The sequence below is a fragment of the Halalkalicoccus paucihalophilus genome (assembly GCF_001593955.1).
Taxonomy (GTDB): Archaea; Halobacteriota; Halobacteria; order Halobacteriales; family Halalkalicoccaceae; genus Halalkalicoccus; species Halalkalicoccus paucihalophilus.
On record NZ_LTAZ01000005.1, the window covers coordinates 503,659 to 518,952 of the forward strand.

Here is a 15,294-nt window from a genome sequence, read left to right on the forward strand (position 1 = left end):
ACCATGTTCATCGTCGACGACATCCTGTTTCAGCCGTTCATCTCGATCCTCGATGCGATCCACACGCTCGCGGTCACCGAGATGTACGACATCGAGGCGATTCAAAACGAGTTGAAGGAGAACCAACTGCTGTACGAACTCGGCGAACGGGACGAGGCCGAATACGCACAACGCAAGGCCGAACTCGAGGCGGAACTCGAAACGGCGGAACTGGCACACGAACAGCTCGACGACAAGAACATCCAGATACGACAATGACAACCGACGACAACCACCGCGACGCCTCGTCGCTGCTCGACATCCTCAGACACGTCGTCGAGACGCTTCAGGAGGCGGAACGCAGCGGCGAGAGGACGGGGGCGGGACACGGAACAGTATCGGGCAGACACACCCGGACCGACTACGGCTTCAGCGTGAGCACGGGACCGGATCCCGACAGCCTCTGGGAGCGCCTCGGTGTCGACGGCCCCACCGAAGAACCGTCCGAGACCACCGAGACGACCCCGGACGACACCGACGAGGAACACCTCGTCGATGTCCGCGAGGAGGAGGACGGCGTGGTCGTGCTCGCGGACCTCCCGCGTGCGACCGCCGAGAGTGTCACCGTCGGGATCGACCGGGGACGGGACGACCTCGTCATCGGGCTCGATGGAGACGTGATCGAGCGAATCCCGCTTGGCGGGGCCGACATCACGGTCGCGAACTCGACGTTCCGAAACGGCGTCCTCGAAGTCCGTCTGCGAACCGAGACCGACGAAACGCTCGGAGGGGGAGACGATGAGTGAAACCGAAACGGAACTCGAGGCGGCGTCGGTCCTCGACCGCCTCGAGGAGCTGATTCCGGGGATCGCCGACGGGCTCGAGGAGCTCAAGACGCAGATCGTCGAGGGCAGCGACGACGAGGACGTCATCGAGACCGCAGAGGAGATCTGGGAGGTCCTCGACGAGGCGGAAGACGTCCTCGATACGATCGACGTCGAGGAACTGCCCGACGTGATCGACGTCGAGGAACTGCCCGACGCGATCGACGTCGAGGAGATCCCGGAAGCGATCGCCGACGGCGACGCCGGCGACGCGATCGATCTCACCGATCTGAAGGAAGCGATCCGGTTCCGCGAGCTGTGGGAGGCCGCGGACATCGGGGACCTACGCGAGCAACAGAAGGAACTGGAAGACGAGATCGACGACGTCACCGGCGACGGGGACGATGGCGACGAGGACGGCGGACTGCTCGATACGGAGATGGGGATGGGCGACGGCGCACACATGCAGTTCGACCCCGACGACCGACAGGAGGCGATCGAGGAGATCATCTCGACGGCGGTACAGGGCTTCCGAACGGCGCTGCTGGAGACCCACGACAAACTCCGACTGCTCTACGAGTTCAACCAGGAGAAACTCGGCGGCTCGGAGTCGTTGAATCCGACGGCGGTCTCGACGATGCCGAGCGGTCCGCTGGCTAACTCGGCGTCGACGCGCCACTCGACGGTCCCCTCGCAGGTGAAGTACTCGCGAGCGAACAACCCACGGCGGATCTACGGCCGGCGGTTCGACAACGCGAACACGGAGAACCATGAGTAGTGCAAAACCAACCCGCAAGCAAAGCGATCTGGCGGACGTCCTCGAGTTAGTGCTCGATAAGGGAATCGTCATCAACGCCGACATCGCGGTGACGGTCGGCGAGACCGAACTCCTGGGAATCGAGATCCGGGCGGCCATCGCCTCCTTCGAGACCGCAGCGGAGTACGGGCTCGCTTTCCCCAGCGGCACGGACATGCGCCGGGTCGAACAGGCGTCGGGCCGCGAACCCCTCGAAGTCGAGAACGACGAGGAGGTGAACCTCGGGATCAGTGCCAGCGAGGGCGGGTCGAACGCCGACGACGAGAACGCGAGTAGCGACCCCCCGAGCGAACGCCCCGATCCGGAGGTCCCGATCGCCACCGACGACGGATCCGGAAGCGATGAAAACCGCGACAGCGAGGAGGTGGCGGACGAGGACGACTCATGAGACAGATCGATCTCGGTGGCGAGGCCGACGAAGGCGGCGAGACGGACGCGGCCTCGGGACTGCTCGCGCTCGTGATGACCGTCGTCGAACTGCTCGTCGAGGCGATGGAGAAGGAGGCGATCCGCCGCATGGAATCGGGCGTGCTGGGTTCCGAGGAGATCGAACGCCTCGGAACCCAGCTGCAGGCGATCGAAGCGGAAATCGAGGCGATCAAGGAGCGCGAAGGGATCGAAAACGAGGTGGGCGAGCTCCGAACCGAACTCAACGACCTGCTCAGCGAGGGGATCGAGCAGGTGTACGACGATCACTACGAGGAACTGGAAGATGAGTGAACAGGGGACACGCGCCACGGAGTTCGACGAGGGGCGCTATCTCTACTGTGCGGTGCGAGTCGAGGAGAACCCCGAACTCGCGGTCGAGGGGATCGAAGAGGGCGAGGTACGGATCATCACACAGGACGGGATCGGCGCGGTCGTCCAGCCCGTCGAGGCGATGTTCGATTCGGACGACCTCTCGAAAGTCCGGCGCTGGTTGCTGGGCCACCAGCGCGTGGTCGACGCCGCCGGCGAGGCCTTCGACACCCCCGTTCCCTTCCGGTTCGACACCGTCATCAAGGGTGACGACGAGCAGGTACGAAACTGGATCGCGGAAAACGAGCACGAACTCGACGAGGCGCTCGAAACGCTTTCGGGCCGTTGGGAGTACCGCATCGAACTCCGCTGGGACGAGTCGCGGGTCCGCGAAGGGATCGCGAGCGAGGACGGGGAGCTGGCCGACCTCGAATCGCGCATCGAGGGGTCGAGCGAGGGGACGGGCTATCTGCTCGAAAAACAGTACGAACAGCGCCTCGCAGAACGGCTCCAGAACCGACGCGACGCCATCGCAGGGGACCTCTACGACCGGGTCGCGGAACACGCAGACAGCGTCGAGACCGCCGGTAGCGGCGGCTCGACCCTACTGGGCGCGGAGGGGACGACCGAATCGAACGACGACTTCGAGACGGTCGTCCAGCTCTCGGTGCTCGCCTCCCGCGAGAGCGAGGATCCCATCGGCGGGATCCTAGAAGAGTTCGTCGAGCGCGAGGGGTTCGACGTCGACTACACGGGGCCATGGCCGCCGTACTCGCACGCTCCGACCATCGGAGAAAGAGGTGAAGAGTGATGGAGCCGACGCGACCCGAGGGCCACGCGATCGTCGACGTGCTCGACGTGTTGCTTACGAAGGGGGCGATCGTTCAGGCGGACGTCGTCGTCACCGTCGCGGACATTCCCCTCGTCGGGATCAACCTCCGGGCGGCGATCGCGGGGATGACGACGATGGTCGAGCACGGCATGTTCACCGAGTGGGACGAGGAGATCCGCAACCAGGAGCGCTATCGCCACTCGGAGTTCGGCCGCCGGCCGCGCCCGACGGTGCCCGAGCCCCGCTCGGATTCGGGATCCAAATCCGATTCGGAGCCGGACGAACGGTAAGCTCTTTTACGACGGTGTGACACCCTCCCGTATGGTCACGCTCGGGTTCGTGGTAGCGCAGTTCAACCGGTCGGTCACCGAGGAGATGGCGGAAACGGCCCGCGACGCCGCCGCCGAGCGCGACGCCGAGATCGCCGAGACGCTTCGCGTTCCGGGCGCCTACGACAGCCCGCTCGCGGCCGATCGCCTCGCCCGACGCGAGGCGATCGATGCCGTCGTCGTGATCGGCGCGATCGTCACCGGCGATACCGACCACGACCGCGTGATCGCACAATCGGCGGCAGACGGGCTCACCGAGGTGAGTTTGAAGCGCGACACCCCCGTTGCGTTCGGCGTCAGTGGGCCGGGGATGTCCGGTGCGGAGGCGCGCGAGCGCGTCGTGAAGGGTGCGGAGGCGGTCGATGCCGCCATCGATCTGGTGGAGGAACTATGATGGAGTTTACAGACAGAGTCAGCCGAGTCGAACCGAGTGCAACGCTTGCGATCAGCCAACTGGCGGGCGAACTCGAAGCCGAGGGCGCGGACGTGGTCGACCTCTCGGTGGGGGAACCCGACTTCCCGACCCCCGAGAACGTCGTCGACGCCGGAAAGGCGTCGATGGACGCCGGGGACACCGGCTACACCTCCTCGAACGGGATCTCCGAGCTTCGTGAGGCGATCGCGGAGAAACTGCAGGGCGACGGGCTGGAGTACGGCCCCGAGAACGTCATCGTCACGCCGGGTGCGAAACAGGCGCTCTACGAGACCTTCCAGACGCTGGTGCAAGAGGGGGACGAAGTGGTACTACTGGATCCCGCGTGGGTCTCCTACGAGGCGATGGCGAAGCTCGCAGGGGCCTCTCTGTCGCGGGTCGACCTCTCGGCCCACGAGTTCCGTCTCGAACCCGCACTCGACGAGCTCGCCGGGACGGTGAGCGACGAAACGGAACTGCTCGTGGTAAACTCACCGAGTAACCCCTCAGGGGCCGTCTACACCGACGAGGCGCTCGAAGGCGTGCGCGATCTCGCGGTCGAGCACGATATCACCGTGATTTCCGACGAGATCTACGAGCGCATCACCTACGGCGAGGAGCCGACGCCGCTCGCCACGTTGGAGGGCATGAGAGAGCGAACCGTCACGATCAACGGGTTTTCCAAAGCGTACTCGATGACCGGCTGGCGGCTGGGTTATCTGGCCGCGCCCGAAGAGCTGATCGACGAGGCCGGCAAGCTTCACTCGCACTCGGTTTCGTGTGCGACGAACTTCGTCCAGCACGCCGGCTGCGAGGCCCTCGAAAACACCGAGGAGTCGGTCGAGGAGATGGTCGAGGCCTTCGAGGATCGGCGGGATCTGCTGGTCGACCTGCTGGCCGAACACGACATCGACGTGCGCGCGCCCGAAGGAGCCTTCTACATGATGGTCCCCGTAGAGGAAGACGACCAGTCGTGGTGCGAGGGCGCGATTCAGGACGCCCACGTCGCGACGGTACCGGGGGGCGCCTTCGGCACGCCCGGCTACGCGCGGATCTCGTATGCCAACAGCGAGGAACGGATTCGAGAGGCGGTCGACCGACTAGTCACAGAGGGCTACCTGTAGAATATCATCGGCAGGTCGCGTTCGATCTCCGCGCGCCGGGGTTCGAGCCACTCCGGTAGCTGGAGCTCCTCGCCCAGTGACGCCTCGGGTTCGTCGACTGTGAACCCGGGCCCGTCGGTTGCGATCTCGAAGAGTACGTCGCCGGGTTCCCTGAAGTAGATCGACTCGAAGTACGTCCGATCGAGCACCGGGGTGACATCGAGGCCGCGCTCCGTGAGGGCCTCGCGCCACTCCTTCTGTGAGGCCCCGTCCTCGGTTCGGAACGCGACGTGGTGGACGCTTCCGACGCCGATCCGCCCGCACCGTAGGTCGGGACGACACCGGACGTCGATGATCGATCCGGCGTCGCCGTTCGTCTCGTACCGGAACCGATCGCGTTCCTCACCCACAGGATCGTAGCCCATCGTTTCGAGCAGGTCCGTCGTCCGTTCGTAGCCCTCGACACCGAGGGTCACGCCGTACAGCCCGCGGATCGCGTCCTCGGAATCGACCGGTCCCTCGGACCACGGGTCCGGCCCGTCCTCGGCGTCGGCCGCGACGAGTTCGAGACGCAGCGCGTCGGGGCCGTGAAAGCGGAGGAGTCGGTCGTCGAAGCGCTCGAGCTCCTCGGCGTCGATCCCTCGGCGTTCGAGGCGGTCGGCCCAGTACCCGAGGGAGTCGGACGGAACGGCGAAGGCGATCGACTCGACCTGTCCGCTGCCGAGGCGTCCCTGCGGGGCGTCGGGCCACGCGAAAAACGTCACCAGCGTGCCGGGCCGTCCGATCTCGTCGCCGTAATAGAGGTGATAGCTGTCGGGGTCATCGAAGTTGACCGTCCGCTTGACCAGACGCAGACCGAGCAAATCGGCGTAGAAGGCGATGTTCTGTCCTGCGGTGTCACAGATCGCCGTGACGTGATGAATGCCACGTATGGTTGCCATACCAACAGGACGACGGCCGTCACTATAGCTGTAGGGCTACGAGAGGCGCGCGGCGATGTCGGCCTCGGTGATTATCCCGATCGTCTCGCCGGCCTCGGTCACCATCACCGCCTTGTAGTGATCGAGCAGGTTTCCGATCTCGTCGGAGGTCGCCTCCCGCGAGACGGTCGGAAAGCTCTCGGCCATATGTTCGACGACCGGTTCGTCGCGGGCTTCGGCGTCGAGGTGGACGAGATCGCTCTGGCTGATGCTTCCGACAGGGATCCCGTTCTGGAGCACTGGAAGCTGCGAGTAGGCCTCCTCGTCCATTTTCCGGACCGCCTCCTGGATCGCGTCGTCGGGGCCGACATGGATCACCTCGGTGTTCATCAGATCGTCCGCCCGGACGATCCCACCCTCCGCCTCGTCGAGCGCCTCGACGATCCGCCGGAGTGTCGAGAGCCGCGGATCGACGTCCCCGCCCTCGATCCGGGCGATCAACGGCTGGGAGACGCCCGCGCGTTCGGCGAGCGAACTCTGGGTCAGATCCAACTCGATTCGGCGCTCACGCAGGTCCTGCGGGGTGGGAAGGTTCATATCCGGACATAACTACGGGTTATTATAAAAGGTTCGGGAGCGCTACTCGTCCTCCTCGATCTCGAAGGTCTCGATCACCGACAGGGGAACGTCACGCAGCGCGCCGCCGACCTCGCTTTTGGCGATGCGCTGGGCGTGTTCCTCGCCCTCGGCGTTGAACACCTTCATCTCCAGTACGAGGCCGACGAGCGCGGTGTCCGCGGCGATGTACGCCGAGTCGAAGGGTTCACCACAGGCCGGACAGCCGGTCGCCCCGACTTCGACCTCGACGTAGTCCATGTCCTGTTGGTTCAGGCGCTTTCCGGCCTCGCTGACCGCGACGCCGATCGCGTCGTCGATCTTCTCGACATCCCGAACCAGCCATGCGGCTTCCATCGCAACGAGATAGTTCATACCACCACTGGCTCCTCCGCGGGGGAGTGCGTTGCGATTCGGCGCGCACGTCATGGCGATTCTCCCCATACGTTATGCGAATCTCGCCAATCGCTCACGTCGAACCATTCAAAAATTTGATGTTTTAGTGGCGTTTCGTCGACCAACCGACGACACGATCGGAAACCAAGAGACGGCGACGGATCGCTATTGTATTGGACAGATCATTATATTCTTTTTGGGCAACAAGATTTATGTAGGGTGTGGTGGTGAGCGACAGGTATCGAATGATTCCCCGGCTGTACCACGCTGCCCTGTTCGCCCTGTACCAAACCACTGTCGCCGTCGGGTTGTGCATGCTCCCGCTGGCGGTGGCGATGAAACAAGTCGGCCTCACCCTCCCGGTCCATCGACTCATCACGAGCGCGGAGCGGGTCTACGAAACACACGCGCCCGCGGAGTAATCGACCGGAACGAGTGGGTTTATCACTCTACGGGAGTAACGTCCGGTAATGCGAACACCGGACAACCTAGAGCTTTCGGAGTCGCTCGCGTCGAGCCCCGGCCAGGCCAACCCCTACGAGCCCGAACTCGGGTCGCTGCCCGAGGCCGAACTCCCCGAGGGAGCCGACGCCGCCGAACTCAAGACCGGGACGACGACCGTCGGCCTCCGTGCGGAGGACGGCGTCGTACTGGCGACCGACATGCGTGCGAGCCTCGGCAACATGGTATCGAGCAAAACGGTCCAGAAAGTCGAGGACGTCCACCCGACGGGCGCGCTCACCATCGCCGGGTCGGTCTCGGCCGCCCAGTCGCTGATCCGGACCCTGCGAGCGGAGGTCAACCTCTACGACGCCCGTCAGGGCGAGGACATGAGCATGACCGCGCTGTCGACGCTCACCAGTAACCTGCTTCGCAGCGGCGGCTTTTTCATCGTCGTTCCCGTGCTGGGCGGCGTCGACGACGAAGGCCCCCACATCTACAGCATGGACGCGCTCGGCGGCACCACCGAGGAGACGTACGCCGTTTCGGGCTCCGGCTCGCAGTTCGCGCTGGGCGTGCTCGAACAGCACTACGAGGAAGGAATGAGCGTCGAGGAGGCCCGCGACGTCGCCATCAGAAGCGTCGGTAGTGCCGTCGAACGCGACACCGCGAGCGGCAACGGCCTCAACATCGCCACCGTCACCGAGGAGGGCGTCGACATCGAGCGCTTCCAGGACTTCGAGGGCATCGACGACATCCGTAGCGGCCGGTAATCAGCGGTCGTCGATCCAGTCGGCGAAACTGCCCTCCAACAGCGTTTCTTTCTGCCGGTCGATGTACTCGCGTTGAGCCGTGTGGATGGCCGTCTCGAGCGAGTCGCCCGCGTCGACGAGGTCGCTCACCCGCTCGTGGCGCAACTCGGCGGGCGAGTAGCCGTGTCGGGCACGGTGGCGAAGCGGCCAGAGGTAGGTCTCGACCTCCTGATCGGAGAGCCCCCGGAGTTTCAGCCCGTCGCGGGCGTGATCGAACAGATCGGTGAAAAGCGCCTCGCTTTCGACTACCGTTTCGCCGCCGCCGGTGATCCACGAGAGGCTTGCGCCGAGACCGTCGCGCATCGCACAGTAGAAGTTCTCGCGGGCGTCGGCCCAGTCGAGGCCGATCACGGGGTGGTCCCGGCGGGGAAGGCTCTCCAAGAGCCCGGCGAACATCGCGAGAAACGCCACCGAGTCCCGGACAGTCGGTTGAGAGCCGATGGGGCGGAACTCGATGCGGGCGTTGGCCGCCGAACGCGTCGCCCCGCCGAAAACCGGACGCACCCACCGCCAGTAGGTGCCGTGTTTCATGCGGAAATGGGCGAACTCGTCGTCGAACCGATCGGAGGTCTCGACGGGCATCGGGACGATGGTGTCGTCGGCGACGACCCGGTCGACGGCCTCCTCGACGCTCGAGAGGTCGTGGGGAAAGCGCACCTTTCCGGGCGTCCGCTCGTTGAGGACGCTCTCGAAGACCGCGATCCGGTGGGCCATCCACGCGTCGTCGAGGATCCGCTCGTCCGAACAGTCGTCGTAGAGATCGGGCGGGAAAAACGGCGAGTTCGCCCCGAGCGCGAGCAACGGCCCGGCGATCCGCAGCGCGTAGTTGAAGTACGCGGGCAGGTCGGCGGCGTGGGCCACTTGGTAGTGGGGCTGGATCGACGTGATGAGGCTTTCCGGCATCACCGTGGCCGAATCGAGCGTGACGTTGGGCGCTCTGAGGGACATCCCCGCGGTGGTCTCGCCCTCGGCGTTGGCCATCGCGTGATACCTGACAGAGTCGCTCATGTTGGTCGCGATCCGAATCCCGCCATCGGTGACGTGATCGGTGAGATACTCGCGGGCCCCCTCGCCCTCGGGCGGGATCGTCCACATCCCGTCGCTGACGAGCGTGATCCCCTCGGGACGGACACAATCGAGGGCGGTCGTCAGGCGGGCTTTGATCTCGGCTTCCTGAGCGCGCAGGCCGTGGGCGTTCAGCGGCTGGGGGCTCGTCGACATCTCGGCGTTGTGCAGGCCCAGTTCCTTCTCGAAGCCGATGTACTCGAGCATTCGTCGGGGGACCCGCCGCAGAGCGCTCGTCTCGCCGTCGACGGCGTAGAACTCGTACTCGAAGCCGACGATCGCCTGCGGGTTGTCGAACACACCGTCCGAAAGCCCCTCGATGAGCACGTCGGCCTCCTCGGCGGCGCGACGCTGGAACGTCTCCGAGTCGATACTCAGAGCGTCCTGTACCGCCGTCGCGAGCGTGGATTCGGTCATTGCACAGGGATCGGCCGCCGATCACCTTGAAAGTAGGAGTGTTCGGTTCGTCATCCGACGGGTTCCCTGGCCCGTCCCGCCTACCGGTGAGTTAATGCGACCGGCAGCCATCGTGAAACGACATGGAGTACGACAGGGAGACGGGCCGACGGCTCGGGCTGGGGCTGATCGTCTTCGGGCTGTTTCTCGTCGCTGCCTACGTGGTCCGGGCGTTCATCGCCGTCGTCGTCTTCGCGCTCTTCCTGTACTACTCGGTCCGCCCGATCCACCGCTTTCTGCGCCGGTTCGGGATCCCCCAGCGACTGCGCGCGCTTCTTGCGATCACCCTGTTCGGGGTCCCGTTTCTGATCCTGTTGGTCTACACCATCGGGATCGTCGTCATCGAAACCCAGACCCTCATCGAGGCCTACGACGTGCAAGACCAAGTGCTCGGTCGGGGGTTGGAGGCGTTCGATATCGCCGCGCTCGATCTCGACGCCCTGCAGGAGGCGCTCACCAGCGCCAGCGCACAGAGTTCGATCCTCGCTGCGCTCTTCAGTCTCTCGGGTGCACTGAGCGTCGTCGGCAATGCGTTCGTCCAGTTCATGATCCTCGTCGTCCTCACCTACTACATGCTCGTCGACGGCCCACGACTGCGCGCGTGGATCCTCGCGAACTTCGACGACACGGGGATCATCCGGCGATACGTCGAGGAGGTCGATCCCGAACTCTCGATGACGCTCTTCGGTAACATCGTCAACGTGTTCGTCACCGCCATCATGGGCGTCATCGTCTTTTTCACGTACAACTTCTTCGCACCCGAGCCCGCACAGCTACCGTTTCCCGGGCTGCTCGCCGCACTCGCCGGTATCGGCAGCCTGATACCCGTCGTCGGGATTAAACTCGTCTACATTCCCGTCGGAATCGGCCTCGCGGCGGCGGTCGTCGCGGCCGGGCAGACCGCGCTGTTGCTCTACGTCGGGGTCTTCTTCGTCGTTGCAGGGGTCTTCGTCGATTTCATCCCCGACTTCTTCATCCGCGCGCTCATCAGCGGCGACAACACCCATACCGGGATGTTGCTCCTCAGCTACATCGTTGGCCCCACCGTCTTCGGCTTCTACGGGCTGTTCTTGCTCCCGATACTGCTGATCCTCTTCATCAACGCGACGTATATCCTGTTGCCGTACGTCCTCTGGGGCGAGGACACTCCCGCCCAGCAGACCCGACTCGAGGACTTCGGCGGACCCGAACGGGAGGCGCCGCCGGTCGCCACCGCGGAGAAGCCGGACACTACGCCGATGGTCGAGGACTAACGCGGCTTCCAGTCCAGCGTCAGGGTGACGGTCTCCCGGTCGCCCCGGAGGATCGAGGACCCCTCGCGGACGCCGATCTCGTAGCCGATCTCCTCGGGCGGGTCGAGACGGACCCGTTTGTTGCCGACCGGGACCTCGATCCCGCCGTCGACCTCTCCCTCGACGTCGTCGGTATCTCCGTCCTCGTCTGCGGGATCCAACTCGTCGGCGAGCCGTCTGAGCTGTGTCGCGACGTCGGCTCGGCTCATGCGCGCTTCGTGTAGGGTCTTTTCGGCCATACCCGAACTGGGGCCACCGAACCGATAAATCTAGGGCGGGGATCGAAGCCCGGACCCACCCCAGCCGACAATCACCGCCACCAAAGTACAGCGAGTTCGCCGCCCGTGTCCGCGGGATCGAGTCCACGGCGCCAGAAGACCGCTTCGCTGGCGGATGTCCGGCGGTTCGTCGGCGACCAGCCGTGAGTCGACGGCACCATCTCGACCCGCCGTGTCACTCCGCGTGTTGGGGGTACCGCTCCTCCATGACGAACGCGTCCTCGCCGCACGCGCCACAGCGGGCGGGTGGCTCGTATCGGTGATCGCCGTCGGCGTGTTCGACGACGCCGACGCTCACGACCAAGCAGTTCGTACAGACGTATCGCTCGGGTATCTCGGGAGAGTGTGCCATGCGACGGTATACGGGGGAACCGGGCTTAGTCACCGGTGATAATTTTCTGATATATCGGGCCCGCCGCTACAGGACGCCCATCTCGCCGAGCCGTTCGGGGAGGTAGGTGTCGGTGACGAAGTCCAGGCCGCGCGAGGCGAGCGCCTGCTGTTCTGCCTTCTTCCCGATCTCCAACTGGAGTTCGATCTGTTCTTCCCAGTAGTCCGTCTGGAATCGCGGGTCTTCGAGTTCGTTCTCGAGGGCGTTGATGTCCGAGTCAGAGAGGGGATCGGTCGGCAAGTCGTACTCGACGATATCCGTGGGCTGGATCCCGATGAACTCGGCCTGTGGCGTCGCCAGATACTCCGAGAGGTGCGCGGACTTGATCGAACCGTACGCCACCGAGCCGTAGATCCGGTAGGACCACGGGTCGCCGTCGGTGAACACGGTGACGGGCAGGTCGAGTTCGTCGTGGAGACGCTTGGTGATCCGACGGGTCGCACGCGCCGGTTGACCCTTCAAATGGACGACGATGACGTTGTACGCCTCGTCGAAGCCGTTTTCGACGAGACGGTCGCGCATCCCACCCGTCTCGACACAGAGGACGAACTCCGCGTCGTGATCGAGGAAATCGATCGTGTCGGGGTTGTTCGGGATCTGATAGCCACCCTCGCCGACGTCCTCCTGACAGTGGATCACCCGCTCGCCCCGACGGGTCTGTTCTCGCAGTTCGAGCGGACCCATCAGGGTCGCGCCCGATTCCTCGGGGCGCATGTGGAAGTCCTCGCGGGTGACCGACGAGACGATCTCCAAGTCCTCGATCAGCTGGTTGGACTCGTCCTGATCGGAAAACTGGGCCTCCTCGTTGTCCCAGCTTTCGGAAAGGTAGTAGAGTTCACGCAGCGTCGAGGAGCGGTCCTCGCCCAGTTGGTCGGCGAGGAAGTCGATCGTGTAGATCGCCTTCAGCAGTTTTCGTGCCCCCCGAACCGAGTTCGCAGACCGGGTGCTCGTCCGATCGCCGTAGACCCATACTTGACTACTCTCGTCGTACTCGATGTTGCTTTTCGTCCGCGTGGGGAGCGTCATCTCGGGGATGTCGCCCTCGGCGAACTGGTCGTAGAACTCCGCGGCGAGTTCGATCAACTGCTCGCGTGCGTCGTGTGGTGTGTCCGTGCTCATTGTTCGACCGTTAGTTTCGCCGTCTCGACCCCGCTCACGTCGAGGTCGAAGGTCGCCTCGCCGTCCACGCTGTACTCGAGGCTCGCCGTCTCGCCCGCCGATATCGTCGGCGACCACTTGACGAACCACTCGCCGTCCATCTCTATTACTGTTCCCGCAGAGAGGTCGCTCGGCTCCGTCGAGACGATATCGGTGACGTCGAGGTCTTCGGCCGTGTTCGAGTGGTTCTCGACGAGCAGCTTCACCGAGCCGTTCTCGGTCACGCGCGAGACCTGGACGTTGTTCATGATTCGGGCGAGCGCCGCGTCGATGTTTGGCGATTCTCGCCCCGTCACTTCCGCGACCTTCTCGGCCATCTCGGGCAGGATCGTCGCCAGAACGTCCTGTTTCTTCCGGCGTTTGGCGATCGAGCGCTGTTTCGAGAGGTAGGACTTGAGCTCGCGGGCGGCCTCCCGGATCGCGAGTTCGATCTCGTCCTCGATCGCGGGGACGTTCGCGATGGCGTCCTTCGACTCACTCGTAAAGGGGACGTTCGTCGAGGCGACGTGGACCATCACGACCGCGGGGCCGTTCGGAAGGCCGCTGTCGCCGGGTTGATCCAGCCCGTAGTTGCGCCAGCCGATCCGTTTGACCACGTCGGTGGTCGCACACGCCCCGCGCTGGTAGACGAGCGGGACGCGGTTCGCAAAGCGCATCACGTCGATGCTCCCCTCGGCAGGGATCTCGCCGCCGTAGGCGATACCGGCCTCGACGATGAACGGATCGCCGCCGTGGACCTCGGCGTCCCGGGTCGCCGCAGCGTAGAACTCGGCGTCGAACTCCTTTTTCAATCCCGCTTCAACCAACTCGTCGGTGATCGGCGCGAGGCAGTCCGTCGGCGGCGCGATGATGTCCGTCTCGCGCATCGCTGCGACGAGGTCGCGGGCTGCGTTGCGGTCGCTCGCAACCTCCCTCGCGAGCGGCACGTCGTCGGGAACCGTTTTCATGGCCGACCAAAACTCGGCGACGATGTTCTCGCGGGCGGTCTCGCCCACCGCGACGTCGTCGCGCTCTTGGGTCATGTCCGCCGCGCGGGCGACGTACTCTTCGAGGTCCGATCGGGTCAGGCGGTGTCGGCCGTCGTCGAACTTCGCGGCGATCCGCTGAGAGAGCGCCTCGATCGTCGCCTCGTCCTTTCGGGTGCTCGTCGCGGCGTCCACCAAGCGATAACACTCCCCCTCCCGACTCTCGATGATCGCGCTCCACCCCGCCTCGACCGCTTTTTGACGGGCGGTCTCACCGAAGGTGCCGTGTTCGGCGGCGATACCGTCCGCGATCTCGGCGACGATCGCTTCGAGTTCGTGGTGGGCGAGGTGGTCGCGGGCCGCGACCCCCTCCGCGATCCCGCTTGCGAACGCCTCGATCGCCTCGGCGGCTTTGTTCGTCGTCGCCTCGCTCACGGCGTCAGCTATTTCGTCCTCGGCAGTCGGTTCCCAGGCCATCTCGCGGCCGAAGTACCGGTCCCGGAAGTTGTCGAGCACCTTCCCGGCGGTCTTCTTACCGACGCGAGTGAACTCCTCCTGGAGAAAGCCCGACAGCGAATGGGAGTCGGTCGATCCGAGCATCTTGATGACCGTTCCGAGCTCGACACCGTGGGGGTGGGGGCGGATCTCCTCGGTCTCGGCGGGGAGTTGGTCGGTCGCCCGTTCAGCTTTGAACGAGTCGGAGGGCTCGTGGAGCTCGATCCGGGCGTGGGGATTGACGACGGCGGTGTGTTTTATGTAGTCGCGAAGCTGTCCCCGGGCACGCATGTTCGCCTCCATCTCGAGTTCGATGCGCGTACCGTGGGGCCGATCCCACGAGGTGGTCTCTTCCCTACTTATCTCGGGTTCGTTGGTATCGGTGTCGATGATCAGTTCGAAGTACTGCGCTTCGTCCGAGCTCTGCGTTCGGGAAGTGATCTTCGCGGGCTTTCCGGAGGTGAGCTGGCTGTAGAGCACGGCAGCAGAGATACCGATCCCCTGCTGGCCGCGGGACTGTTCGCGGGCGTGGAACCGAGAGCCATACAGCAGCTTCCCGAAGACCTTGGGGATCTGCTCTTTGGTGATGCCGGGGCCGTTGTCCTCGACGACTAACCGATAGTAGTCCCCGACCTCCTTGATCTCGACGTAGATATCGGGGAGGATTCCGGCCTCCTCGGTGGCGTCCAAGGCGTTGTCGACGGCCTCCTTGACAGCGGTGACGAGTCCCCGAGCCCCGCTGTCGAACCCGAGCATGTGCTTGTTCTTCTCGAAGAACTCGGCGATGGAGATCTCCCGCTGATTGGCAGCGAGCTCGTCGGCGATCCCCGGTTCGTCGCCGAGCGTCGACTGGAGCGACGTCATTCGTACCCGTCTCTATCGGCGCGGTACGTAAAACCCGTGCGGTAGCTCGGTGAAAGTGGAAGTGGCCGGTTCAGACCGCCAAGACGGTATCGACGAACAGCATGATCACAAA

The 15,294-nt window shown here is 64.6% G+C and carries 20 protein-coding genes; 12 read left to right on the forward strand and 8 right to left on the reverse strand.

The window, feature by feature from the left end; translation table 11 throughout:
* The first annotated feature begins 3 nt into the window (after positions 1-3).
* From gvpG to HAPAU_RS12155, 9 genes are read left to right on the forward strand one after another with little or no spacing between them, the layout of a single operon-like run.
* Positions 4-258, forward strand: coding sequence for a gas vesicle protein GvpG (gvpG, locus tag HAPAU_RS12115; protein ID WP_066382954.1), 255 nt, complete (start codon positions 4-6; stop codon positions 256-258).
* A complete protein-coding gene (gene gvpH / locus HAPAU_RS12120; protein WP_066382956.1) occupies positions 255-785 on the forward strand; it encodes a gas vesicle protein GvpH in 531 nt (176 codons plus the stop codon). The genes gvpG and gvpH overlap by 4 nt, the downstream gene beginning before the upstream one ends.
* A complete protein-coding gene (locus tag HAPAU_RS12125; RefSeq protein WP_066382958.1) occupies positions 778-1,581 on the forward strand; it encodes a hypothetical protein in 804 nt (267 codons plus the stop codon). The genes gvpH and HAPAU_RS12125 overlap by 8 nt, the downstream gene beginning before the upstream one ends.
* Positions 1,574-2,008, forward strand: a complete 435-nt coding sequence (gene gvpJ, locus HAPAU_RS12130) for a gas vesicle protein GvpJ (protein WP_066382960.1) — start codon at positions 1,574-1,576, stop codon at positions 2,006-2,008. The genes HAPAU_RS12125 and gvpJ overlap by 8 nt, the downstream gene beginning before the upstream one ends.
* Positions 2,005-2,340, forward strand: a complete 336-nt coding sequence (locus tag HAPAU_RS12135) for a gas vesicle protein K (protein WP_066382962.1) — start codon at positions 2,005-2,007, stop codon at positions 2,338-2,340. The genes gvpJ and HAPAU_RS12135 overlap by 4 nt, the downstream gene beginning before the upstream one ends.
* A complete protein-coding gene (gene gvpL, locus HAPAU_RS12140) occupies positions 2,333-3,169 on the forward strand; it encodes a gas vesicle protein GvpL (RefSeq protein WP_066382964.1) in 837 nt (278 codons plus the stop codon). Before HAPAU_RS12135 ends, gvpL begins: the two co-directional genes overlap by 8 nt.
* The gene (gvpM, locus tag HAPAU_RS22805) at positions 3,169-3,480 is read left to right on the forward strand and encodes a gas vesicle protein GvpM (RefSeq protein ID WP_066382965.1); all 312 of its coding nucleotides are present in this window, start codon (positions 3,169-3,171) and stop codon (positions 3,478-3,480) included. Before gvpL ends, gvpM begins: the two co-directional genes overlap by 1 nt.
* A gap of 31 nt (positions 3,481-3,511) precedes the next feature.
* Positions 3,512-3,913, forward strand: a complete 402-nt coding sequence (ribH, locus tag HAPAU_RS12150) for a 6,7-dimethyl-8-ribityllumazine synthase (protein ID WP_066382967.1) — start codon at positions 3,512-3,514, stop codon at positions 3,911-3,913.
* Positions 3,913-5,055, forward strand: a complete 1,143-nt coding sequence (locus HAPAU_RS12155) for a pyridoxal phosphate-dependent aminotransferase (protein ID WP_066382969.1) — start codon at positions 3,913-3,915, stop codon at positions 5,053-5,055. Before ribH ends, HAPAU_RS12155 begins: the two co-directional genes overlap by 1 nt.
* Here the strand turns inward: HAPAU_RS12155 and HAPAU_RS12160 are convergent.
* The 3 genes from HAPAU_RS12160 to HAPAU_RS12170 are packed head-to-tail and all read right to left on the reverse strand — an operon-like array spanning position 5,046 to position 6,944.
* Positions 5,046-5,975, reverse strand: a complete 930-nt coding sequence (locus HAPAU_RS12160; RefSeq protein ID WP_066382970.1) for a ring-cleaving dioxygenase — start codon at positions 5,973-5,975, stop codon at positions 5,046-5,048. The two genes, HAPAU_RS12155 and HAPAU_RS12160, sit on opposite strands and share 10 nt — an antisense overlap.
* Before the next feature lie 36 nt (positions 5,976-6,011).
* Positions 6,012-6,551 (reverse strand): CBS domain-containing protein, encoded by a 540-nt coding sequence (locus HAPAU_RS12165; protein ID WP_066382973.1) that lies wholly within the window; start codon positions 6,549-6,551, stop codon positions 6,012-6,014.
* A gap of 42 nt (positions 6,552-6,593) precedes the next feature.
* Positions 6,594-6,944 carry a DUF555 domain-containing protein gene (locus HAPAU_RS12170; RefSeq protein ID WP_066382975.1) on the reverse strand — a complete coding sequence of 117 codons (351 nt, stop codon included), beginning with the start codon at positions 6,942-6,944 and terminating at the stop codon, positions 6,594-6,596.
* Positions 6,945-7,210: 266 nt separating this feature from the next.
* Here HAPAU_RS12170 and HAPAU_RS21695 point away from each other — a divergent pair, with 266 nt between their 5' ends.
* Entirely contained in the window at positions 7,211-7,387 is a 177-nt protein-coding gene (locus HAPAU_RS21695; RefSeq protein ID WP_169802650.1) for a hypothetical protein, read from the forward strand.
* A 48-nt stretch (positions 7,388-7,435) separates the two neighbouring features.
* Positions 7,436-8,179, forward strand: a complete 744-nt coding sequence (gene psmB, locus HAPAU_RS12175; RefSeq protein ID WP_066382978.1) for an archaeal proteasome endopeptidase complex subunit beta — start codon at positions 7,436-7,438, stop codon at positions 8,177-8,179.
* On the opposite strand, the gene HAPAU_RS12180 is transcribed toward psmB, so the two are convergent.
* The gene (locus HAPAU_RS12180; RefSeq protein ID WP_066382980.1) at positions 8,180-9,700 is read right to left on the reverse strand and encodes a hypothetical protein; all 1,521 of its coding nucleotides are present in this window, start codon (positions 9,698-9,700) and stop codon (positions 8,180-8,182) included. It lies immediately after the preceding gene.
* A 122-nt stretch (positions 9,701-9,822) separates the two neighbouring features.
* On the opposite strand from HAPAU_RS12180, the gene HAPAU_RS12185 reads away from it, so the two are divergent.
* A complete protein-coding gene (locus tag HAPAU_RS12185) occupies positions 9,823-10,992 on the forward strand; it encodes an AI-2E family transporter (protein WP_066382982.1) in 1,170 nt (389 codons plus the stop codon).
* On the opposite strand, the gene HAPAU_RS12190 is transcribed toward HAPAU_RS12185, so the two are convergent.
* The 4 genes from HAPAU_RS12190 to HAPAU_RS12200 all read right to left on the reverse strand — a co-directional run bounded on the left by HAPAU_RS12190 (position 10,989) and on the right by HAPAU_RS12200 (position 15,182).
* Positions 10,989-11,270 carry an amphi-Trp domain-containing protein gene (locus tag HAPAU_RS12190; protein ID WP_066382985.1) on the reverse strand — a complete coding sequence of 94 codons (282 nt, stop codon included), beginning with the start codon at positions 11,268-11,270 and terminating at the stop codon, positions 10,989-10,991. The two genes, HAPAU_RS12185 and HAPAU_RS12190, sit on opposite strands and share 4 nt — an antisense overlap.
* A gap of 214 nt (positions 11,271-11,484) precedes the next feature.
* Positions 11,485-11,661, reverse strand: a complete 177-nt coding sequence (locus HAPAU_RS21700) for a hypothetical protein (RefSeq protein WP_169802651.1) — start codon at positions 11,659-11,661, stop codon at positions 11,485-11,487.
* A gap of 66 nt (positions 11,662-11,727) precedes the next feature.
* Positions 11,728-12,819: a DNA topoisomerase IV subunit A gene (locus HAPAU_RS12195; RefSeq protein WP_066382987.1), complete on the reverse strand. Its 1,092-nt coding sequence runs from the start codon at positions 12,817-12,819 to the stop codon at positions 11,728-11,730.
* Positions 12,816-15,182, reverse strand: a complete 2,367-nt coding sequence (locus HAPAU_RS12200) for a DNA topoisomerase VI subunit B (protein WP_066382991.1) — start codon at positions 15,180-15,182, stop codon at positions 12,816-12,818. The genes HAPAU_RS12195 and HAPAU_RS12200 overlap by 4 nt, the downstream gene beginning before the upstream one ends.
* Positions 15,183-15,294 lie beyond the last annotated feature (112 nt).